The sequence below is a fragment of the Lawsonibacter sp. OA9 genome (genome assembly GCF_022440585.1).
Window position 1 is genome coordinate 1996413 of sequence record NZ_JAKNTI010000022.1, and the last position, 22354, is coordinate 2018766.

Consider the following 22354-nt stretch of genomic DNA (forward strand, 5'->3'; position numbering starts at 1 on the left):
AAATGAGAGAGGAGAAAACATGATGAAAGCGTGGAAAAATATTCCCCTTTATATGAAAATATTTATTCTCTTGATTGCCGGATGTGTGATCGGTTTTGTGTTTGGCGAGAATGTTGCTGTGCTTGCTCCAGTGGGCGATGCCTATATCAAGCTACTGAAGATGCTGATTGTGCCGCTGGTATTTTTCTCGATTATCTCTGGCGTAACCAAACTGGCCAGTCCGAAGGAATTTGGCCAAGTAGGCATACGTGTGATTGTATTTTACATTGTGACTACCATCGTGGCTGCAGCTATAGGCGTGGTAATCTCCCTGGGCGTGAACCCTGGCATCGGAGCGGAGGGAATGCTGGGTACCGTGGAGGAGACCACCTCCCAGGCGTATAGTTTTGCTGACTCCATCCTGACGTGGATTCCTGAGAACATTGTTTCATCCATGGCCAAGATGGATATGATCCCCATCATTATCTTTGCGGTACTTTTTGGCGTGTGCATCATCATGGTTGGTGAAAAGGCGAAGCCCATTGTTGCTTTTATTGAGGCAGGCAACGAGGTAATGCTCCAGATGACCAACTTGATCACTGACTTAGCCCCCTACGGCATCTTCTTCCTAGCCATGCAGTTGACTGGTACCCTGGGAACTGAGATGTTAGCTGTGGCTGTTAAGTTCGTGGTGGCAATCTATGTGGCGTTACTGGTCATTATGTTGGTATTTTATCCGCTCGTTTGTAAGTTTATGGGGCGGTTTTCTCCTATCCAGTTTTATAAAAACGTCGGTCCTGCTCTGATGATGGCCTTCAGTACCGGTTCTTCCAATGCCGCTCTTCCTATGGGCTTCACCTGCCAGGAGAAGCGCTGCGGCGTACCTGAGAAAATTTACAGTTTTTCTCTCCCACTGGGCGCGACGGTCAACATGAACGGTTTTGCGGCCTCTCTTGGTATCATTGCGGTCACTGCTTTGGAGCTGTATAATGTTCCTCTGACTCCCGTTCTGGTGATTCAGGCAGTGGGCATGGGCCTAGTTTTATCCATTGGAGCCCCGGGTATCCAGGGTACTGCAGTAGTGATGTCAGCCATAATGTTTGAGGCTTTGGGTCTGCCCATGGGTATGCTGCCCCTAATCGCTGCCATCTGGCCACTGGTGAACATCGGTACCACTACCGTTAATGTGACCGGAGACCACATCGGTACCTGCGTTATTGCCTCTAATTTGGGTATGATAGACAAAAAAGTGTTTGATCAGAAGAATATGGATAAGTAATCCTGCGTGTAAGATTAGCATTTTATATATTAGGGAGAATCTGATACTATGGCAACTATACTTGCTGAACGCATGAGCAAATTCAGCGGTTCGCCTACCTCGGCGCTGATCGCCAAGGTGGCAGAGCTGAAGCGGCAGGGGAAAGATATCATTTCCCTGAACGTAGGGGAACCGGATTTTGGGACCCCGGACTACATCAAGGTGGCAGGGATAAAGGCTATTACGGACAGCTTTACTAAATACACCCCGGGCAACGGTATCTTGGAACTACGAGAGGAGATCATAAAAAAGCTAAAGAAAGAAAACGGCATAGAGTATGCCCTGAATGAGGTGACCACGGCGGTGGGGGCCAAGCAGGCCATTGCTAGCACCATGATGGTCATTGCTGGGCCAGGGGACGAGGTTCTGCTGCCCATCCCCTGCTGGGTAAGCTATACGGAGATGATCCGTCTGGCGGGTGCTGATCCGGTGCTCGTCCCGGTACGTGAGGACAACTATGAGCTAAATCTGGACTCCATTCAGTCGGCCATCACCCCCAGAACCAAGGCCATCATCATCTGCACCCCCAACAATCCCACCGGTGCGGTGTACAGCGAGGAAAGCCTGCGCAAGCTAGCCCAGTTGGCGGTGGAGCACGACTTCTTCATCGTAGCCGACGAGATCTACGAGAAACTGGTCTATGACGGCGCCAAGCACTTCAGTGTCGCCTCCATCTCTAAGGAGGTAAAGGACCATACCATCACCGTCAATGGCTTTTCCAAAGCTTATGCCATGACCGGCTGGCGCATCGGCTACGCTGCTGCCCGGGCGGATGTAATCAAGGGCATTATGGCGGTACAAAGCCAGACCACTTCCGCCACCAGCTCCATCTCCCAAAAAGCCGCTGTGGCCGCCCTCCAGGGTCCCCAACATGACCTAGAGGAAATGGTAAATGAGTTCAAACGTCGCAAGGACTATGTGACAAAGCGACTGAACAGCATCCCTGGGATCATCTGTCCCAACGTGAAAGGTGCCTTCTATGTGTATCCCGATATACAGTCTTATCTGGGCAAGTTTTTCGGAGTGAAAAAGATTGAGACATCTGTGGATCTATGTCAATATCTGTTGGACGAGGCGCTGATCTCCACGGTGCCGGGAGAGGCCTACAATGTTCCCGGAAAGATTCGGATCTCCTACTCCAACTCTATGGAAAATTTGAAAGAGGCCCTGGACCGGATGGAGTGTGCCCTAGCTGCACTTACTTAAGGAAAGATTCTGTTTCAATTGTGGGGTGACGCAATTTGCGCCACCCCACGCTGTATTTAAAGGGAGCCCCAGTGATTGACCGGGACGGTGGTTATGTGGTATCCTGTATTTATTAAATAAGGGTGGGGATATCATGGAAGAATTGGCAAAGAAAATTCAAAGCATGACACTGACCCGGACGGACGTGGAAATCGCGGAGTATATTCTAGCGCATTTGAGCACCATTGGGTTCCAGACCTCCACTACACTGGCCGAGGCTATAGGGGTGAGTGACACCTCGGTAATCCGCTTTATCCGGAAGCTAGGCTTTAAGGGCTACTCGGAATTCCGCAGTGAGATGAACGCCCGAGTGGCCAAGCAGATCGCTCAGGCCCACAAAGACCTTTCACCGGGAGAGAAATACGCCAAGAGTCTGGAGAAACTCAATCCTAGCAACCTGATTAACGATGTGAGCCGGTACACTCTGGAAAACCTGCAACGCACCTACTCTCAGATGGATCAGGACACTGTGGAGCGGATCGTAGATATCCTACTGAAAAGTGACCGGAAGTACATTGCCGGCTTTCGAGGAACCGCCTGCTGCGCCCAGTACATGGCCAGCAAGCTCCTGTTCCTTACCCCCCATGTAGTCCCTGTGGTCCACGGGGATGCCACCGCGGTAGAAAATATTTTGGATATTACCCAGCATGACTGCCTGTTCCTGTACAGCTTCCCCAAGTACTCCGAGATTAACCGCGCACTGATGGACATTGCCAGAGAGAATGGTGCCAAGATCATCCTGATGACCGACCGCCACACTAGCCCCTTAGCCAGCAAAGCGGACGTGGTGGTATTGGCCCAAGTGGAAGGTCTGGGATTCACCAACTCCTATGTGGCTCCTCTGAGTCTGTCCGAGGTAATCCTGCTGGCCATGAGCGACCGCAGAGATGTAACGCGCACAGTGCGCTTCAAACGTATCGACACAGTAATGGATAAGGAACACCTGTATTAATTTTCCAAAATGTTTTTACTGGTCAGTCAGAATTGTCAGAACTCAGTTTCATTGGAGAAGTTGTACACTTCTATTCAAAAGTTGGCTCATAATTTACAAATTTGCTGGTAATCTCCAAGCATAAACATCAAATAGTAGTCCCTACTGCTAGTCTGTTTTGTCAAGCTGGCACTCAGACTGTAGACAAAGCGGCTCTGGAATTTACATTCCAGAGCCACTTTGCTTTTATTAACTGAATTGCATTATAAAATAGAATTTTTGAGTGGGCCTTCTTCCCCAGAAGATCCCATTTTGCCTTAATTTTAAGATTCATGCAGGCACATGTAAGCCCGGCTTTCATTTCTCTTCTGGTTTTTCCAAGGATTTTTGACCGAACGGTGGCCATATTTAGAAAGTGTTGACAAACATCTGCTCTGTTTTGTGATAGGTCAATTTGGGGAAGAAAATTTTGTCCGGCTGAATATCCGCTATATTGTTATCATGGATAATATCGACATCGCAAATGGCATCAGCGACATCGTATCCTGGAGATGGAGGTCAGTTAGGAAGCCACTACGGACAAGACAGCTGACCTGCAGTGGTCCAATTGAACGGGCTAAAAAGGCGACCCGGTTGGCAGGCTTGACGTCTGAGATAATCCAATTTATTGAAAAACGTGGTGTCTAAGCCCGACAAGGTAGACAGCAAGCAGTATCACCAGGTGGACATTTACTACAACACCATTTGCCTACGAGCAGCGCCGGAGCCGGAACCGCTGGAACAGAAATATATGATCACCAAGCCAAAAAAGACATCGTAGCTGAAGCTATGCCGCTCGAATAGGTAATTTGTCATCTGCAACCCCGCCCCTTGGGGCAAATTCCTAACGGAATTTGCCCCAAGGGGCGGTTTTTTCAGGCCATTTTGGAAACCAGCTTGCTGAAGGCGCGGGGATCGACGTTGTCCTCCGCTACCACATGGGCCTTCTTCCCGATCAGGGCGAACAGCCCCAGCAGGGAGCGGGCATCCAGCATTACAGTGCCGGAACTGAGCCACACCTCATAGGGGGCCTTGGCCGCCAGCCGGTTTATTTTTTCGATCTGAGCACCATTCTTGATCTCGATCTCACAAATCATATCTATTACCTCCTTGATATCCGCCCGCGCGTTCTTAAGGTGCGGGCGGCCGTCGTGCCTCACCTCCATGCCGTCGGCCCGTGGAGGGAGGGGGCAGTTTCCTGTCGCTCTTGCCGTCGAGCGGACCGCCTCCTTCTGCGGTCGCCCGTATTGTATCAGGAAGGACTTGCCTACGTCAAGGACGATTTTTGTTGAAGTCGCATAATTTATATCTTCATTTTTTGTATATAAATCACAATTCAAATCCTCAGCCACAGTATGGCCGAGGGTCTGATACCTCTAATCTTCCGGTCCGGCCATGAGGTCCATCTGCACTGTTTTAAAGGTTTCATCGTCAAACAGATGGATCTGCCGGTGCTCCCAGGCCGACAGCAGGGGATAGCACAGCCAGCTATTCTGGTGGGTGTAGTCCATCTGGGATAAGAAGTATATCTTATCCTCCCCCTTGCCCCCCACATAGGACACATAGCCCCGGCAATTCTCTCCCCACAAGGGCAGGGAGAACTGGGCGGACATGTCCCGCTGGAGGTTCGGCCCAAAGGAAAAGCCTCTTGAGGTATACTCATCCCACCCCAGGCTGGTGTACTCTCCCGTAAAGGTCTGTCCCTCCCGGTCATAGAGCAGCCGTCCGGAGAACTCTGTGGGGTACTCCTCCCAAGCCGCATACTGACTTTCCGCCGTAATTGCGGCGATTTGAAGGCGGATGCTCTCCGTCCCCCGGACCTTGGGCTCCTCCTGCCAGAGGAAGTGCTGGATCACCTTCCACCGCCCATCAGGAAGTTCCAGCGCCACACTGGTAAGGCGCAGCTCATACACATCATAGACCCGGCTGATGTGGGTGCTGTTCCCCACAGTTTCCCGCACCTCACGGCCCTTATTCATGGGAAATTCCCTTTGCTCCACCACCGCCCGGATACTTTCGGCACAGTCAGCCAGATCCTCCGGAGCCAGGTCGGATGTCACGTCCTCCGGCACCCCCAGGTCCAGAAGGTGGGCTGCGGTTTCCTCCCATCCCGTCTGCTCCCCGGCAGGCCGCGGGACCCACTCCATAGGGAACCGGCCAAAAAGGAGGGTGGCCAGAGGCAGACAGACCAGCAGAGCCCCAAGCCAGGACAGGCACACCGTCCTATCAGACAGGCGGACAGGGGCCGCATTCACTTCATATCCGGCTCCGTCCAGGAGATTGGCCAGCCTGGCCAGGTTGCGGAGCAGGGCGATATAGCAGACCAGCAGGACCAGCAGCATCGGCCAGCCCTCCGCATCCAGGAAGGCCAGTCCGGTCAGGAGCAGATAAAACACGACCAGCGCGCCGGCGGCGCCGGCTCTTTGTTCCTGCCCGGCTTTCCGCTGGACAGCCCTGATCCCCTGCCACAGGCAGATATACTGCAGCAGAGGAATAAGCAAGGTCAGATACATCCAGGTGGGGGTCCCCTCGATTCGCAACAGGGTGGCGTTAGCCAGCAGCCGGAAAAATTGACCCATAACCCGGTATAGACTGATGGCCCAGCCCAGGGCAAACCACCCATTCTCTCGACGCAAAGTTCGGAAACCCAGCCACATCAGCATCAGGCCGGCGGTGGGCAGCAGATACTGCAGCCACAGGAAATGGATTAAAATGGTGGTCAGCCCCACGCCCCAGACAACACGCCTAAGGGCCCGCTTCCAGGGCGTGATCTCCTCCAGCACTTCCGCCGGAGGCGGTACAGCGGACATCCCATCCTCTACCATCTGGTCAAAGCTCCGGTCGTCAGACATTCCACTCACCTCTCAATTCCTTGCGCAGGCGTAGGCGGATTCGGCGCAGGCGCCCCTCTACGCCGCGCTCAGTCAGCCCTAATTCGGCGGCCATCTGGGCAGCAGACTGAAGGTAATAGTATTTCCGGTAGAACAGACTACAATCGATTTCACTCATCCGACGCACCGCCAGCAACAGGCGCTGGGTACGCTCCTTGCGCAGCAGCTCCTCCTCCGGTCCGGGGGCAGGGTCCAGCATACTGTCGTCCAGCGGCTGACAGTCCCCGGTCCCGCGGCGGGCGGCCCGCCGCCGGTTTAGGGCTGTATTCCGAGCAATGGCCGACAGCCAGGCGGTCAGAGAACCCCGCTCCGGGTCGAACTGGTCTGCCCTCTCCCATATCTGGAGGGCCACATCAGACAGACACTCCTCCCGTTCTCGCGGGTCGTCCAGGATTGGGCACAGGATATAGCGCAGCAGCGGGCCGTGCCGGACCAGCAGCTGATCCAGCCCCCGCTGATCCCGGCTCCGCAGCAGCCGGAGCAGCTCCAGGTCGTCCATGGGTTCCCCCCTCTCTGTTCTCTCTACCTTACTATACACCCATTGGAGGGGATATCCCACGAAAAATTATTCTTTTTAATAAATGGAGAGAGGACGCCGGTATGCGTCCTCTCCCCATTTGCTATTTCGCTCTTTAGAGCGCGAGATAGAGTTTTTCAATTTTCTCCACCGCTTCGTCAGCAGTCTGTGCGCCCATATCCAGCTCAAGATCACAGCCGCTTCCCCATTCCTGCCCTGTATAGTGCTCATAGTAGGCGCGGCGCCGCTTATCCATCCGTTTGACCATCCGGACCGCCTTGCCTGGAGAGAGCCCCTCTTGGGCCATCTTCCTCCGCACCCGGTATTCAAAAGGGGCACGGACAAAAACCTTCAGCAGCCGTACCTCCGCGTCCCGCAAAACGTAACCGGCGCAGCGGCCTACGAAGATACAGTCCTCCTCACTTGCCAGGCGGCGTATTTCATGGCTCTGAAGGGCAAAGAGCACCTCTGAGGTGGGCAATCCCCGGACAATGTGCTGGTTTCCCTCATATACTCCTTGAAACAGGAATGGGTTGGTCGCTGTTTCGTCCGCCTTTTCCAGCGTCTTGACCGCCAGCTCCCCATATTTGCAGGCCAGATGCAGAATGTCCCTCTCATAGACCCTGATCCCCAGCTTCGCTCCCGTTCTGACCGCAATCTCATGGCCTCCGCTGCCAAACTGGCGCCCAATGCAGATGATCTTATGTACCATGGTCATCCCTCCTCTCTCTTGACCGCCTCCTCCACTGGCGCCGGTATTGAAATCTCCTCCGTTTCCTCAGGGAAGGTAAAGCTTCCGGATATAGACACAGGGGCGTTGATAGATAGGACATGGACACTGCCACGAACCTGGAATGAGATACGTTCGATTCCCTGGTCTGTCAGTTCGATCTGGAGCTTCCCGGCAGTCAGGCTGGTGTCCAGCCCTTCCGCCTCCGGCAGGAGCGCCTGGATCACCTCTTCGATTTCCTCCTGCCGGAGGGAAAGGGTGTACAGACCGGTCCCGTTCCGCTCCTCATATTCCAGGCCGCCCTCCAGCCAGAGATGGAGCAGCACGCCCGGCAGGCTGACCAGCTCCTCCTGTCCAGACACGGAGCCTCCCTGCTCATCCAGGACCCCTCCATCCACCATATACAGGGTCTGGCCGCTTTTTCTCAGCCCGACCACCTCTCTGCCGTCCACATAGGTCCGGAACAGCTCCAGTTCGCTGTCCACTACCAGTGGGCCACAGTCCGCCTGGTAGGACAGTCTGGATACCAGTGGGTCCTCCGCGTTCAATCTCCGCCAAGCCAGGAGCAGCCGGAGCAGGTCTGGGGCCGTTTCCTTCTGGTCCCCGGCCAGGATACGGGCCCGTACAGGCTGGGGCAGGTCCACCTTCCCCTCCGCGGTGTGTATTCTCAGCTCAACGGCCAGGGATATACAGTCGTGATCCGTCGTATCTGCTGTTCCCTTCGTCCAAAGTCGGAGGGCAGAAAGCTCATTCCCCTTCGCGACCAAGTCTAAGTTTAGGCTCTCCAGGGAGGCCAGATACGATGCGGAATCAGGAAAGAGCGCTTTCAGAATGGAGGAGACCCGCTCACCGCTTACTGTAACGCTGTATATGTTCTCTCCACTGTTGGAAAAGGCGGAAATATCCCCATCCCGGTATAGCCCTGCCACTGTGTCCAGAAGGGCCGCGTAGTCCGGGAAGCCCATATCCACACGGACGGAGGTTCCATCTCCTAAATAGAGCATCCCATCACTGTAATATACCGCCGCTCCATCACGTTCTAGCCTCGTGGTAAGATGCTCCCCCACCTGAACGATGTCGATCAGGGCATCGATGCGGTAGCGCCGACCGCCTGCCTCCGCCTGGGCATCCATCTCTATCGTCAGATCGGGCTGTTGGGCATACCGGTGCAGCAGACGGACAGCGGCGACGGTATTCCAGCCTCCAGAAACAAGGAACCACGTCGCTCCCCCTATCAAACAGGCCAGCACCAGCACTGCGGCGGCCAGCCGAGTCCTTCGGGTCTTTTTTCCGCCGCCTGCTGATCCAGCCGGCGTTTCCCTGTCCTGTGCTACAGCCCTTTGGAGCAGCCTGCGGTGTTTCGCCCAGCCCACCGCACAAAACACGAGTCCGGCCACCAGGGCCGCCGCAATCGGCCAGACCCACCATATTGGAGTCCGGGTCACTACCGCAATCTCAGGGGTATCCCCCTCCAGCTGGACCAGCAGATAGCTGCCAGCCGTTTCTGTATCCAGACGGGTCCATCTACCCTCGGAAACAGCATAGAACTCCGTCCGCTCCGTCTTTCCGTTGGGAGATAGGTAGCGTACCGTATGAATAGACTGTCCATCCGCCGGTATGGTCACCTTCCACCGCTCTAAGACCCTACGGCGGTCCGCCAGGGTCTGGAGCTGTCTAGGATAATCCTCCCCCGTTTCCAGCAGCCTGGCTTCCAGACTGTCCCCCTGGTCGAACTCCCCCTCTACAAAGAGGACCGGCCGGCCGTCGTCCCGCAGTTGGGCAGAGGACAGCGCGGAGCGGTATGCGGTGTAGACCGCGGTCACATCTGTGTCAAACCGCAGATCCGTCAGATCCTCCCGGTCCCACACCGCAAAGCATCCCTCCTGGTGGGGGATCTCCGGCAAAATCGAATCGTCAAAGGAAGCGCCATAGTCAAAGGGGACCGTCTGGATCACTCGGCCATCCGCCCAGAAGCGCAGCTCCAGCCGCTTCATAGGGGTGGGGATATCCTCCATCTGGAGCAGTTGTTCGTAGGAAATAGGTTCCGCTCGGCCGGCGGCACTGACGCGGTTTAGGCCAGCCAAATCGTCTGACACAAATCGGTTATTCTGGAATAGGCCCTGATCTGTGCCGGATATCGCACCGGCATACTCCTCATACTCTGGGATAAGGACGAAGGAACAGCACCCGGTGACTGATCCCCCGGAGTCCCTGGCTCCGGCGGCCCCCACGATACCGCCCACATAACGCTTTCCGGACAGGGCGCATTTGGCAAAACTCTCCCGTATCGTCCCCACCGCATAGCCGGCGACACCGCCCACATAGTCTCCGTTCTCGCTCTCCGCGCTGCCGTAGGCCTCACACTCCAGGATAAGCCCCAAATCCATCCGGCCGCAGACACTGCCTACATGGTCCCGCCGGCCAACTACGGCTCCGGTGTTGGTACACCGCTGGAGGATGGCCTTCAGCTCATAGGCTCTCCGGTAGATAGGCGCGCTGTTGGAGATCAGGTCATCCTCAGGGTCCAGCTCATACTCCACTGCCATGGAGCCAGCCACTCCGCCTACATTGAGATCCCCGGAGATGGCCGCCGTGTTGGAGCAGGACAGGAGCCTGCCGCTGGTCACCTGGTCGATATTCTCCTCTGAGGTATCCGAGATACTGTCTTCCAAGTCGTAATTTTCGATCTCCCGGATGGCGTCAATCAGAGTATCTGTCACCACCCCGACCTGGGCACTAATGGCCCGGATGTCGCCGGTCAAGTCGCCTACTGAGGCGGCAGCCGTGTCATTCAGGAGGCCCATCTGGTCGTTCAGCCGTTCCATCGTGTCATAGAGGGCGTCAGAGGCGGCGCTGACCTCCTCCCCAGGGTGGGCGATCTGGATAGGGTCCACCCCAGCCAAGTAGCCGAACAGATCCTCCAGCCCAGCAAACACTTCTGTCCCAGTTTCTCCCGCCTGTTCAAACGAGCTCACGGCATCCGCCAGGGCGTCCAGGCCGTCACTCAGTTCCTGCCCCACGGCCTTCAACTCATCCAGGGCATCCCCCAGGCTGTCCACCGCCTTCATGGCCGCGCCGGAGGAGTCCACCACGTTTTTCACACCACTCCGGATCTGCCGCAGGCCCTCCCGGATATCCTCCAAATCGAAAGAGATGTTCAGACGCACGGTTTCCGCGCCGCCGCCCACCTGGGTCAGGGCATCAGAAATCTGCCCCATCTCTCCCCCCAGCTCCTCCATGCTCTGGGCGGCCACGTCTTCCACCACGCCGGACTGGGCCGCCAGATCCATGGCTCTTCCCAGCTCCTCTGCCGCCTGGGCGGTCTCTCCAACCCCCTCCTCAATCTTTTCCAGGGCCTCCCGGCTGCCAGTCTCATCCTCAATGCGGACGAAGTTCCGCAGCTGTTCCAACCCGTCGATGATCTTTCCTATGCCGCTTTTCAGCAGCCGGCCGGCCTTCTCGATGCTGTCCGCCGCCCGCTCCAGTTCATCTACCGCCTGAGAGCCATCGATCCGGGCCAAATCCCGCAGGGCATCCTCCATCAGGTCCAAACTGTCCGTCAGTTCTTCCGCAAAGCCGGTAGCATCGCTGGAGATGTCCGCCATCTGATCTAGGGCGTCAGCCAGGATGTCGCTGCCCCGGTTGATTTCTGTAATCACCTCGTCCCCGTAGTCTGACAGACGATCTGTCAAGTCCTTGGCGTGTCCGGTGGCGTCATCAACGGAGGCTCCGATGGCATCCAGATTGTCTGAGATCCGGCCGGCGGCTCCATCGGCGTGGTCCGCCGCCCGGTCTACCAGCCCTCCCAGGCGGTCCAGCTCCTTCTGAATGGTATCCAGCATATCCTCTGATAAATTCAGCACAATGTAGGGCTCTGCCTGGCCAACGATACCGCCGATATCCTTGCGGCCGAATACCTGTCCGCGGTTGACGCAGTAGGCCACATGGCCGCAGCTTCGCCCCGCAATGCCGCCTACGTTGTAGCCGATGTGGGGATATCCGACAACACCGGCATTGATGCAGCTGAGAACCAAACCAGATGAGTACCCTGCTATACCTCCAGTATCCGTGGCGATATTCACCGTATCCAGCGCGCTCAGGGTAAACAGGGACTTGGACACATCCAGATCCAAATTCGTCAGCTCGAGCCCAGGGTCTGTGCTGGTAATATTGACATAGCTATTGTTTCGGCATCCCGACAGCACACCGCAGTTTTCGCCAGCGATGCCGCCAGTCATGCTCTTTCCAGTGATACCTCCGGCGGCAGAACAACCCTGGATCTTACCTGTCAGCCCGTTCAGTCCGGCAATGCCTCCCACCCGGTCTGTCCCGGTAATCGTCCCGGAGAAGGAGCAGGCCGCGATCACGCCATAGTTCTCTCCCGCGATGCCCCCTATGGACGAGCCATGGCCAGACGGCTCAATACTGCCGGTCACATGGAGGTCCTTTACCACCGCGCCCTCCTGCAGGGTGCCGAACACGCCCGCCGGGGTCAGCCCGCTTGACAGGTCCAACCCGCTGATAGTATAGCCGCCACCGTCAAAGGTACCGCCGAACGTGGGGATCGGGGTATATCCCGTACCCGCCAGAGAGATATCCGCTGTCAGCGCCACGTGCTTGCCCTGGGACCAGGTGTCCAGCGCACAATTACGGGACAGTTCCAGAAGGTCCTCGGCGCAAGTGATCCGGATCACCCCGTCTTCCACCGCCAGTATAGGGCCTGCTGCCTGGGCACACAGGATAAGGGTGAGCAGGACACTGACCGCTCTCCTGATCCAATCAGTTCTCTTGCGTTTCATGCTCTGCCTCCTCCTGCGCATAACCTGAGATCAGGTTCAGATCCACATCTCCGTCTACGATGGCATGGACGGTGCCGCTGATGGTGCCAGATATCTCTCCCCGCACCAGCCCATCTACTCGGACCCGCCCGCTGGCCCTGTGTTTTTTCACCGCACTGGGCACGGAAAAGGATGTCTTTTCCACCACCGCGCCGCCAATCAACAGAATCTGAGGCAGGACAAACATGACCAGAACAATGGACAAAATCGTTCCCCGTCCAAGGCTTTGCCCGATACCCACGATGGCCGCCTCTGACGTCATCTGCCCGATGAGCAGGCCGGCCACGGTCAAAATACTGCCCGATGTAACAATGGTTGGAAAGGCAAAATTCATTGTTTCAATGATGGCCTGTCTGTGGTCCATTTGGTCTTTCAGCTCCATGTAGCGGCTAGCGATCACGATGGCATAGTCGATGTTAGCCCCCATCTGGATAGAACTGACTACCAGATAGCTGAGGAAAAACAGCGGGGTCCCGGTGAAGGCCGGAATGGAGAAATTGATCCAGATACTGCCCTGGATGACCAGGATCAACAGTACCGGCATCCCCGCAGATCGAAAGGTGAACAGCAGCACCACCAGGACGATGAGGATGGACACCACGCTGACCACCGTGTTGTCCGTGGCAAACGCGGCCTTAAAATCAGCCTCTGTGGTGGAGTTTCCAGCCAGGTAAATACTCTCTCCTGGGTAATATTTCTGGGCAGTTTCCTGGATCGTATCCAGAAAGGCGTAGGTCTCCTCTCCCCCCTCAGGCAGGGTCAGATAGACCAGCATCCGGTCATATTCGCTTCCTTGGAGCTGCAGCTTGGCATGTTCAATCTGCTCCCGCGCCTCGTCCAGATCGTCGGTCTGCTCCTTGTCTAAGGTGACATAGCCCTCGTCCAGCTGGTCACAGATAAACAGAAACATATCCATCAGCGGGACCCGGTAGGCGGAAATGCCGCCAATGATCCGTCCATAGTCCTCATTCTTGACCGCGTATGCTGTATAGACCAGCTTGGCCAACTCATAATCCAGATCCGCCAGTTCGGCAAACTGTCTGGGCGTTAGCCGGTCGGCCAGCATATAGCCGTCCATCGCCTCCACATTGGACAACCCCATGGTGTAGTCCACTTCCGTATATTGTTCCAACTCGTCCAGGATCATCCGTTCCTTCTCGTAGTCGCCGGTGGGCACCATAAGCGCCACAAGGTTTTTCGATGTAAAATTCTCCTCGATCATCTGGGAGGCAATCTGCACCTCATTCAGTTTCGGCGTTTCGATACTCCCGTACCCATAGACATAGGGACAGTCCGAGGAGAAATGGATACCCAGGACCACCAGGACCAGAAATACAGGCGGTATCACGAATCGGGACAGATAGGCAAATTTTCCTACAAAGGGGATCTTTGGGATAAAGCTGCGGTGCTGTGTCTTGTCCATCAGCGGACCGAACAGGATCAGCAGGCCCGGCATCACCACAAATACAGCCAGTAGGGCAAACAGGATGGCTTTAATCAGGCAGACCGCCATATCAGGTCCCAGCTTGAACTGCATGAACATCATGGCCACCAGCCCACCGATGGTGGTCAGTGAGCTGGCGCTGATCTCCGGAATGGCTTTGCTGAGAGCTATGATGGTCGCCTCCCGGATGGGAAGTATCTGATGCTCCTCTTTGAAGCGGTTACAGAAGATCACGGCGTAGTCCAGGGACAGGGCAAGCTGGAGGATGCTGGTCACGGAATTGGACACGAAGGAGATTTTTCCCAGCAGGAAATTGCTGCCCAGGTTCAAAATCATGGCCGTAACAAAGGTCAGGATAAGCACAGGGACCTCGGCGTAAGTCTGTGAGGTCAGCAAGAGCACCACTAGCACGATCACCGCCACATAGACCATGATGACATTGACTTCAGCGTCAATGATATCCCCCTTGGTGTTGCCCAGCTCCGTGGATACGAACACATCCCAGCCAGTGAGGCTCTCCCTGGCCCTGTCCAGGGCCTCCAGGCACCTCTCATCGTCCTCGTCATAGTCAAAGGTAAGCGAATAGAGGGCGGAGGCATGGGCATAGTGGTCTGTTGTGTCATCGAATTCCACGCTCTGCACGCCGTCCAGCTCCAGGAGCTCCGCCTTCACCCGACGGGCCTCCTCCAGAGAAATGTTGGCCACCATCAGATCCGCGGTACCGAAGGTGGTGAACTGCTCCTCCATCACATCCAGTCCCTGGCGGGTGGTGGAGTGGATGGGCAGATAGGAGGAGAGATCGTTCTCTACCTCCACCCAGTTCCTGGAAAACAGCGTGAATATGGTACCGATAATGACCAGCAGGAAAAACAGGTTCCGTTTGTCCACAACAAAGGTGGCAAGACGCACCATAACGCTCTCCTGATCCTTGTTTCCTTTTTTCATCTCTTGGCGGCTCCTTTACTACCCGCAATACACCATTATCATAACACTTTATTATATTCAAATAGAGGCGGCTCCAGCAAAGGTCAATCCCGCGGCAGTGTCATAAATCGGTCCTCTGTCCCATAGATCAGTTGAGCCTCCAGCCCCTTTGTGCTATACTAACAGGCACAGGAGGGCATTCTATGGAGAAAAAATGCTATGTCGCTTCCCAGCAGACAAAATGGGCTCTGGCTGCGGCGTTAAAAAAATTGATGGCTCAGAAGCCTTTGGAGAAAATTACGATCTCAGAGCTCACCGACCTATGTCATATCAAGCGGCAAAATTTTTACTACCATTTTGAGGACATCTACGACCTGATGCGCTGGATGTTTCAGAATGAAGCCGTATCTCTGCTGGAGCGACGGGAAGGAGCTCTCCTGTGGCGGGAGGGCCTTTTGGAGCTCTTTCACTATTTACAAAGCAATCGTGCAGTCTGCCTTTGCGCGCTGCGCTCTCTGGGCCGTGGGCATATCCGCCGCTTTTTTGAGGAACAGCTCCATACCATCATCTCACAGACCATTGAAGGCTTTCTTCCCGACCTGCAAGACCCATCGTCCTCAGACCATGTGGCTCTTCTGGCCCACTTCTATGTGGTGTCCTTGGCCAGCGTCATGGAGAGCTGGCTATTGGGAGAGATCGATCAGACTCCGGATGAGCTGATCAATTTTATCAGCACTGTTTTGGAAGACCACCTCCGGGGAGCCGCATTACGCCGAGGGCAGATCTCCTCTATCCCTTCTGGCGATCCCTCTTTTCCAAGAGGCTGCTCCTTAGAAGAGGAATAATGCAAAAAACGTCCCGGAACTGTGATTGTTCCGGGACGTTTCCTATTTCGATATCAGGTTGACCAGACAGCTGCCCCTCGCGCGGATTCTCTTTGTGTTTCAGTCCCAATCCGCTTCCCAGTCAATGATCGCGCCGGTTACGGCATCAATTTCAAACTCATACTCCATCCAGCCGCTTCGCATCTCACCTTCGTACAGCACACGCCCGTCGTCTACCTCCAGCTTGAAGTCAGTGTAAACCCCTGTGGTACCGGCAGCCTGTTCCACGATCTGCTTTGCCTTGGCCTCACCGATGTAATCGCTGTCCGTGGTGGAGATGGTGTACCACTCAATATCATAGTCAAAGCCCAAGATTTCCCCCGTAGCCGCGTCGATCTTGTAGTCGTACTCCTTATTTTCAGAGAAGAACTCTACATCATAGACCCGTAGTCCGTCGTCATAGTCCAGCTCCGCATAGAGGAACACCGTGTCCTTCGCCTTCACACCGGCATGGTCCAGAGCGATCACCTTGGCCTCTTCGGCGCCGATATCGCCGCTAGCCTGGGCCGGGGTCCCAACACCCATGTACCATTCAACATCATAGTCAAAACTCAGGATGTCTCCACTGGTTGCGTCGATCTCGTAATCATACTCCTTGTTGCCAGAGAAGAATTCCACGTCATATTCTACACGTCCATGGTCATGGTCCAGCTTGACATGGATCCAGGAGAGCTGGGATGCCTCTATCCCGGCGTGGTCAAGGGCGATTTCTTCCGCCCTGGATCTCCCGATAAAGTCTGTGTCAGCAGTCTGCCAGGGGCTGGATGCATTGGCACCCATTACGGGGGTAAGCAGGGCCCCAGTCACCATTACTGCGGCGGCGCAACCCACCAAAGTCTTTGAGAATGTCTTTTTCATTTTTATGTCCTCCGTCAAGTTGTTATTTCAGCAATTTTTGGGGGGCTGATTTGCTGTTCATCTATATAACGCACGGCCCTTCCATTTTATTGCACCAAAAGAAAATTTTTTCTATCGGCTCCATTTGCCCGAAGGTCTGCGCAGATCCCTAGCTGATGGCACGATTATATCGCAAATTCGGAACTGAATAAATAAACGGTGGTGGAGTCTCTGATTTCATAGCGAAAGCAAAATACGCAAGAATACCCAAAATGGTTTTCAGAAGAATAACAAAACCCCGGAGTCCTTTCAACGCAAGGATTCCGGGGCGTAAAGAGTACAAAAGACGGTTAAAGCCGATATTTTTTCAGAAACGAAAATAGCCGCCCATAGGGCGGCCCCAAATCAAAGCCCAACGCAGTGGGTTCGATTTGGAAAGGAGAAGCAAGGGAGCGGGCGGATGACGTCTTTTTGTGCCGTGGACATAAAAAGACGTCGGAGCAAAGCGGACTTTGCTCCGACGTGGTGCGGCTGACGGGAGTCGAACCCGTACGCCCATACGGACACAAGCACCTCAAGCTTGCCAGTCTACCAATTCCAGCACAGCCGCAAAGAGCGGTCTAACGACCGCTTGATTATTATACTGTCCCAGCGGAGATTTGTCAACGGGATTTTTCCCACTTTAGTCCTTTTCCGCCTTCTGGGCAGCAATGGCCTCCCGCTCCTTCTTCAGTTCCTCATAGAGCTGGTGGGTATCCCACTCCTGATTGGAAGCAGTCAGAACAGCCTTCAGAGGGATCGGAGGCAGCTTTGCCAGACGGATAACCTCCAGCACCTGGTTGAGCAGAGCGTTGTTCAGTCCGCAAAAAACCAGCATAGCTTCTGGAAGCGCCTCACTCATTTCTCCGCCCTCTCCTCTACCAGCAGCCAGATCAGACAGAGCTATGTGGTAACGGTCCGGCTCTACTACCCGCATCCGCAGCCGCAGCATGGCGAAAATCTGCCGCAGCTTAGAAAACTCCGGTCCGGAGAGGTTGTACATCAGGATAGTACCTGCGTTTCCTACACGCTTCATATCAAAAATCCTTTCCATGCCGGCACGGGGTTCGCCGCGCCGGGTCGTTTCTGATTCAGACTGCCTCCAGGGCCTGCTCGATGTCAGCGATCAGGTCGGCCGCGTCCTCGATGCCGCAGGACATCCGCACCAGGTCCGGGGTAATCCCAGCGGCGGCCAGCTCCTGGTCGTTCATCTGCCGGTGGGTGGCGGAGGCGGGATGGAGGCAGCAGGTCCGGGCGTCAGCCACATGGGTCTCGATGGCAGCCAGCTTCAGGTGCTTCATAAAGGTTTCAGCCGCCTTGCGTCCGCCCTTGACTCCGAAGGATACCACACCGCAGGTCCCGTTGGGCATGTACTTTTTGGCGACCTCATAATACTTGTCCCCCTCTAGGCCGGGGTAGGTGACAAAGCTGACCTTGGGGTGGTCCTTCAAAAACCTGGCCACAGCCAGACCGTTCTCACAGTGGCGGGCCATACGGACGTGGAGGCTCTCCAATCCCAGATTCAGCAGGAAGGCGTTCTGGGGGGACTGGATGGAGCCAAAGTCCCGCATCAGCTGGGCGGTACACTTGGTAATAAACGCGCCTGCCTGCCCGAACTTCTCGGCGTAGGTGATGCCGTGGTAGCTGTCGTCCGGGGTGGTCAGGCCAGGGAACTTCTCAGCGTGGGCCATCCAGTCAAAATTGCCGCTGTCCACAATGGTGCCGCCCACAGCCGCTCCGTGGCCGTCCATATACTTGGTGGTAGAGTGGGTGACGATGTCACACCCCCACTCGAAGGGGCGGCAGTTGACTGGAGTGGCGAAGGTGTTATCCATGATGAGGGGCACACCGTGGGCATGGGCCGCCTTGGCGAACCGCTGGATGTCCAGCACGGTGAGGGCGGGATTGGCGATAGTCTCGCCGAACACTGCTTTGGTATTGGGCCGGAAGGCGGCCTCCAACTCCTCGTCAGAGCAGTCTGGCTCTACAAAGGTAAAGTCAATGCCCATCTTCCGCATAGTTACGTGGAACAGGTTATAGGTACCGCCATAGATGGTGGAGGAGGCAACGATATGGTCGCCGCAGTTGGCGATATTGAAGATGGCGTAGAAGTTGGCCGCCTGACCAGAGGAGGTGAGCATGGCGGCAGTTCCCCCCTCCAGCTCACAGATCTTGGCAGCAACATAGTCGTTGGTCGGGTTTTGCAGCCGAGTATAAAAATAACCACTGGCCTCCAGGTCAAAGAGCTTGCCCATGTCCTCGCTGGTGGCGTACTTAAAAGTAGTAGACTGGACAATGGGGATCTGCCGGGGCTCTCCGTTTCCAGGGGTATAGCCGCCCTGGACACACTTGGTATTGATTTGATAATCACTCATAAAATTTCCTTCTTTCTTATGGGGCATGGCGGACAGGACCGCCCCAACATCTGGGGGATAGTTAAGCTTACCCTCCCGTCCGCGATTTGTCAAGTAGCCGAATCGGCCCCCTCCATCAGTTCTTCGGTCAGTACCGCCTCCCCAGCCTGAAGGAGCTGGTGGCTACGGTAGCTGGAGGTGTGACCCTCTGAACGTATCTCTACCCACTCTACGCCCTCTAATTGTGACAGGGTAAGGACGATGCAGTAGTCGGCAAGCGTCAGGGCCATATCGGTCAGTCCCCCGTATTGCTCTGACAGATAGACAGTGACCGTTTCACCCTCCCGCTCCCAGGAGCGCAGAGCTACTCCTCTGGGGAATGGGGAGCGCAGTCCCTCCTGTGAGGGACCGGACAGCAGAGCCAGAAGCAAGTCTTCCGGGGTGGGCCGTCCACGGTCCTCCGGCCAGTCCAGGGGCTGGGTATCCAGTGCCGGCCCGTGTCCTACCCCACTGCTCACGGCGAAATAGAGCTCATACTCTCCCTTCTCTTCCCCGCCGCTCCCGCAGCCCGGCAGCAGGCGCAAAGCAAGAAGGAGTACCAAAGCCAGAGCGAGGGTCCTTCTCATCCTTCTCCCTCCTCGTCCCGGTCCGGCTGGGCGGTATACTGGGGGAATCCCACGGTAAAGAGAGTCCCCTCTGGGTGGCGGGGCCTGGCAGTAATCCAGCCCCCGTGACGGCGGACCGTGTCCCGCGCGATGGACAGGCCCAGTCCGGTCCCGCCGGCCGCCCGGGAACGGGCCTTATCCACCCGGTAGAAACGGTTGAATATCTTGGGCAGGTCCTCCTCCGGGATCCCTACCCCCGTATCCCCCACCTCAAGCAGGACCTGATCTGTGTCCCGATAGACTGACACAAACACCTTACCGCCTGGGAAATTGTATTTCACGGCATTTTCGATCAGATTGAAACAGATTTGATACAGGTCGTCCCCTGTGCTTCGGACCATACAGTCCGCCTTCAGGTCCTTCTCGATGGTCACACCGGCAGCGTCAGCCACAGGAAGGAGCATAGACACCGCCCGGTCTGCCACTTGGGACAGGTCCACTGGCTCAGTCTGTCCAGCAGGCAGGCTGTCCAACCTGGTCAATGCCAGTAAATGCTCAGTGATGCGGGTCAGTCGGTCTGCCTCCGCGCCGATATCAGAGACAAACTCCCTTGCTGTGTCACGGTCAATCTGGTCGTTCTGGAGGATGGAATCCGCCAGTAGACGGATGGAGGCCAGCGGTGTTTTCAATTCATGGCTGGCGTCAGACACAAAACGGCGGCGGACCTCCTCCGTGGTCTGGAGCCGGTCGGTCAGCTGGTTGAACTCCTCAGCCATCTGGGCCATCTCGTCCCGCCCCTCGATCTGAAGCCGGTGGCCGTACTCCCCTTCGCCCACAATGCGGATGGCCCGCAGGAGGGCGGCAATCCGGGCGGTAAGCATCTTGGAGAAAAATGTGGACATGACCAGGGTGGCCGCGGCGATGACCAGTGAAATGGTGCGCAGGTTCTGCTGTAGGCTGCTCAAAAGCTGCCCCTGGGCCGCGTCTACCTCCAGAATATAGATGGAACCGATGATCATGCCTCGGTAGACGATGGGGGAGGCGGCGGTTGAGGTAAACACATCGTTCTCATAGCGGGAGTAGAACACATCCTTCCCCCGCAGCGCCCCCACCACCTCCTGGTAGAGGGCATACCGGTAGTGTGGTTCCTCTGGCTCCTCCTGGTTCTCCTGGTCCTTCTCCCCCGCCTCCAGGCTGTCATAGAGGATCAGACCTGCCGGATCAGTAACCAGGATACGGGACAGCCCCATGTTGTCCAGCATATTCATTACCCTGGCCACCTGGTCGGCGGAGAGAGACTCCAGCTCCATGAGAGCGGAGGCCATCACCGCCGTCTGGCTCTTCAGCGAGTCCCGTTTGGAGGTAAAGAGGAGATCTTGGGAGGCGATGACCGGATAGGTATTCAGCAGCACCAGCACCACGGCGAAAATGACCAGGTAGCTCATGGCATACTTGACCTGAAGAGAGGCAAAAAACGGCACAGTCTTGCCCGGCTTCTTCTGCTGCGGCCCCGCCATTTTGTCTCCCTCCTTCCTTAGTCTGTCCACCCACACCCACTCGAGGCCGTCGCTTAACGCTCCCGCTCCTCCGGCCGGTTAGACAGAAAGTAGCCCACGCCCCACTTGGTACGGATATACTCCGGGTTGGCCGGGTCCAGCTCCAGCTTCTCCCGGAGCCGGCGGACGTGGACATCCACTGTGCGGTAATCTCCAATATACTCATAGCCCCAGACCACATTGAGCAGATTTTCCCGACTGTACACCCGGCCTGGATTGCGCATGAGCAGCTCCATCAGGTCGAACTCCTTGGCGGTGAGCTCCACCATCTTGTCCCCCTTCCAGGCTGCCCGCTCCCCGGTATCCAGCCGAATGTGGCCTATGGACAGAACGCCGCCCGACTGCTTCTGTCCGGCGGCGCCGGAACGGCGGAGGAGCGCCCTCACCCGCGCCTTCAGCTCCAGGATGTTGAAGGGCTTGGTGATGTAGTCGTCCGCCCCGCTCTCAAATCCCATGAGCTTGTCCGCGTCCTCCCCCTTAGCCGTCAGCATGATGACGGGCACATTGGAGAACTCCCGGATACGCATACAAGCCTGAAGGCCATCAATCTTGGGCATCATCAGGTCCAGCAGGATCAGGTCAAAGCTCCCCTCCCGGGCCAGCTCAACCGCCTGCTCCCCATCGTAGCCCACCTCCACCTGGTAGCCCTCGTGCTCCAAGTTGAATTTGATGCCCTTGACCAGTACCTGCTCGTCGTCTACTACTAATATTTTCGCCATGGATAAAAACTCCTTATTCCCTGTCCTAGCCCACACAGGCATACTCCCGCAGCCCATCCAGGATCCCTGGTCCGATCCCGGACACATTGTCCAGCTCGTCCACCGACTGGAAGGGCCCGTGCGCCTCTCGGTAGTCTACAATGTCCTGGGCCCGCTTCTCCCCAATGCCGGGCAGGCGCCGCAAATCATACTGGTCCGCGGTATTGAGATTGATCTTCTCCCCGGGCAGAAGGCTGTCCGGCCTCCCCCCGAAGGAGGAAGATCCCTTTTCCGTCTCCTGGGGCTCCTCCCGGTCGTTCCGGGCGGCAGTCACCTGATAGGGCTGGGCCGCACTCCTCTGGGCCAGGAACCAGCCCCCAGTAAACAGCACAAACCCCGCGGTTAGCAGCAGTATCACCTTATCGAAGCGGGATATATCTCTCATCTTTCTCCCCCCTGCCGCTTGCGGACTGCCGCTGCTTTTGCTATAATACTGCTATCCGACTTTGCCAGATGAACGGATAT

At 56.1% G+C, this 22354-nt stretch carries 19 protein-coding genes and 1 tRNA gene; 5 read left to right on the plus strand and 15 right to left on the minus strand.

What is annotated here, in order from left to right; all coding sequences use genetic code 11:
• The first annotated feature begins 52 nt into the window (after window positions 1-52).
• From MCG44_RS10880 to MCG44_RS10890, 3 genes are all read left to right on the plus strand, one after another.
• Window positions 53-1258 (plus strand): dicarboxylate/amino acid:cation symporter, encoded by a 1206-nt coding sequence (locus tag MCG44_RS10880; RefSeq protein WP_240288229.1) that lies wholly within the window; start codon window positions 53-55, stop codon window positions 1256-1258.
• 48 nt (window positions 1259-1306) lie between these two features.
• Window positions 1307-2503 (plus strand): pyridoxal phosphate-dependent aminotransferase, encoded by a 1197-nt coding sequence (locus MCG44_RS10885; RefSeq protein WP_240288231.1) that lies wholly within the window; start codon window positions 1307-1309, stop codon window positions 2501-2503.
• A 133-nt stretch (window positions 2504-2636) separates the two neighbouring features.
• The gene (locus MCG44_RS10890; RefSeq protein ID WP_240288233.1) at window positions 2637-3494 is read left to right on the plus strand and encodes a MurR/RpiR family transcriptional regulator; all 858 of its coding nucleotides are present in this window, start codon (window positions 2637-2639) and stop codon (window positions 3492-3494) included.
• Between the two features lie 172 nt (window positions 3495-3666).
• Here the strand turns inward: MCG44_RS10890 and MCG44_RS10895 are convergent, their stop codons facing one another.
• Window positions 3667-3879, minus strand: a complete 213-nt coding sequence (locus MCG44_RS10895) for a hypothetical protein (protein ID WP_240288235.1) — start codon at window positions 3877-3879, stop codon at window positions 3667-3669.
• 273 nt (window positions 3880-4152) lie between these two features.
• On the opposite strand from MCG44_RS10895, the gene MCG44_RS10900 reads away from it, so the two are divergent.
• Window positions 4153-4293 carry a hypothetical protein gene (locus MCG44_RS10900; protein ID WP_240288237.1) on the plus strand — a complete coding sequence of 47 codons (141 nt, stop codon included), beginning with the start codon at window positions 4153-4155 and terminating at the stop codon, window positions 4291-4293.
• Window positions 4294-4387: 94 nt separating this feature from the next.
• Here the strand turns inward: MCG44_RS10900 and MCG44_RS10905 are convergent, their stop codons facing one another.
• The 6 genes from MCG44_RS10905 to MCG44_RS10930 all read right to left on the minus strand — a co-directional run bounded on the left by MCG44_RS10905 (window position 4388) and on the right by MCG44_RS10930 (window position 14877).
• Entirely contained in the window at window positions 4388-4609 is a 222-nt protein-coding gene (locus MCG44_RS10905; RefSeq protein WP_147571468.1) for an HPr family phosphocarrier protein, read from the minus strand.
• A 279-nt stretch (window positions 4610-4888) separates the two neighbouring features.
• Entirely contained in the window at window positions 4889-6364 is a 1476-nt protein-coding gene (locus tag MCG44_RS10910; protein ID WP_240288239.1) for a DUF3488 domain-containing protein, read from the minus strand.
• A complete protein-coding gene (locus MCG44_RS10915) occupies window positions 6357-6902 on the minus strand; it encodes a sigma-70 family RNA polymerase sigma factor (protein ID WP_186851942.1) in 546 nt (181 codons plus the stop codon). Before MCG44_RS10915 ends, MCG44_RS10910 begins: the two co-directional genes overlap by 8 nt.
• Before the next feature lie 133 nt (window positions 6903-7035).
• On the minus strand, window positions 7036-7632 hold the full coding sequence (locus MCG44_RS10920; RefSeq protein ID WP_186851941.1) for an AAA family ATPase: 597 nt from the start codon (window positions 7630-7632) through the stop codon (window positions 7036-7038).
• A gap of 2 nt (window positions 7633-7634) precedes the next feature.
• Complete coding sequence (locus tag MCG44_RS10925) at window positions 7635-12449, minus strand: hypothetical protein (protein WP_240288241.1); 4815 nt, start codon at window positions 12447-12449, stop codon at window positions 7635-7637.
• Window positions 12430-14877: an MMPL family transporter gene (locus tag MCG44_RS10930; protein WP_147571478.1), complete on the minus strand. Its 2448-nt coding sequence runs from the start codon at window positions 14875-14877 to the stop codon at window positions 12430-12432. Before MCG44_RS10930 ends, MCG44_RS10925 begins: the two co-directional genes overlap by 20 nt.
• A gap of 182 nt (window positions 14878-15059) precedes the next feature.
• On the opposite strand from MCG44_RS10930, the gene MCG44_RS10935 reads away from it, so the two are divergent.
• Window positions 15060-15701, plus strand: a complete 642-nt coding sequence (locus MCG44_RS10935; RefSeq protein WP_147571480.1) for a TetR/AcrR family transcriptional regulator — start codon at window positions 15060-15062, stop codon at window positions 15699-15701.
• A 99-nt stretch (window positions 15702-15800) separates the two neighbouring features.
• Here MCG44_RS10935 and MCG44_RS10940 read toward each other — a convergent pair whose 3' ends face one another.
• The 8 genes from MCG44_RS10940 to MCG44_RS10975 form a co-directional block, all read right to left on the minus strand.
• Entirely contained in the window at window positions 15801-16598 is a 798-nt protein-coding gene (locus tag MCG44_RS10940; RefSeq protein ID WP_240288243.1) for a PepSY domain-containing protein, read from the minus strand.
• Window positions 16599-17100: 502 nt separating this feature from the next.
• Window positions 17101-17187 (minus strand) — tRNA-Leu (locus MCG44_RS10945).
• Between the two features lie 72 nt (window positions 17188-17259).
• Window positions 17260-17652, minus strand: a complete 393-nt coding sequence (locus MCG44_RS10950; protein ID WP_186851937.1) for a DUF3783 domain-containing protein — start codon at window positions 17650-17652, stop codon at window positions 17260-17262.
• Window positions 17653-17707: 55 nt separating this feature from the next.
• Window positions 17708-18991: an O-acetylhomoserine aminocarboxypropyltransferase/cysteine synthase family protein gene (locus MCG44_RS10955; RefSeq protein ID WP_240288245.1), complete on the minus strand. Its 1284-nt coding sequence runs from the start codon at window positions 18989-18991 to the stop codon at window positions 17708-17710.
• An 89-nt stretch (window positions 18992-19080) separates the two neighbouring features.
• A complete protein-coding gene (locus tag MCG44_RS10960; protein ID WP_186851936.1) occupies window positions 19081-19596 on the minus strand; it encodes a GerMN domain-containing protein in 516 nt (171 codons plus the stop codon).
• On the minus strand, window positions 19593-21092 hold the full coding sequence (locus MCG44_RS10965; protein ID WP_240288247.1) for a sensor histidine kinase: 1500 nt from the start codon (window positions 21090-21092) through the stop codon (window positions 19593-19595). The genes MCG44_RS10960 and MCG44_RS10965 overlap by 4 nt, the downstream gene beginning before the upstream one ends.
• A gap of 53 nt (window positions 21093-21145) precedes the next feature.
• Window positions 21146-21850: a response regulator transcription factor gene (locus tag MCG44_RS10970; RefSeq protein WP_147571494.1), complete on the minus strand. Its 705-nt coding sequence runs from the start codon at window positions 21848-21850 to the stop codon at window positions 21146-21148.
• A gap of 25 nt (window positions 21851-21875) precedes the next feature.
• Window positions 21876-22274, minus strand: coding sequence for a ComEA family DNA-binding protein (locus MCG44_RS10975; protein ID WP_240288248.1), 399 nt, complete (start codon window positions 22272-22274; stop codon window positions 21876-21878).
• Window positions 22275-22354: the final 80 nt, after the last annotated feature.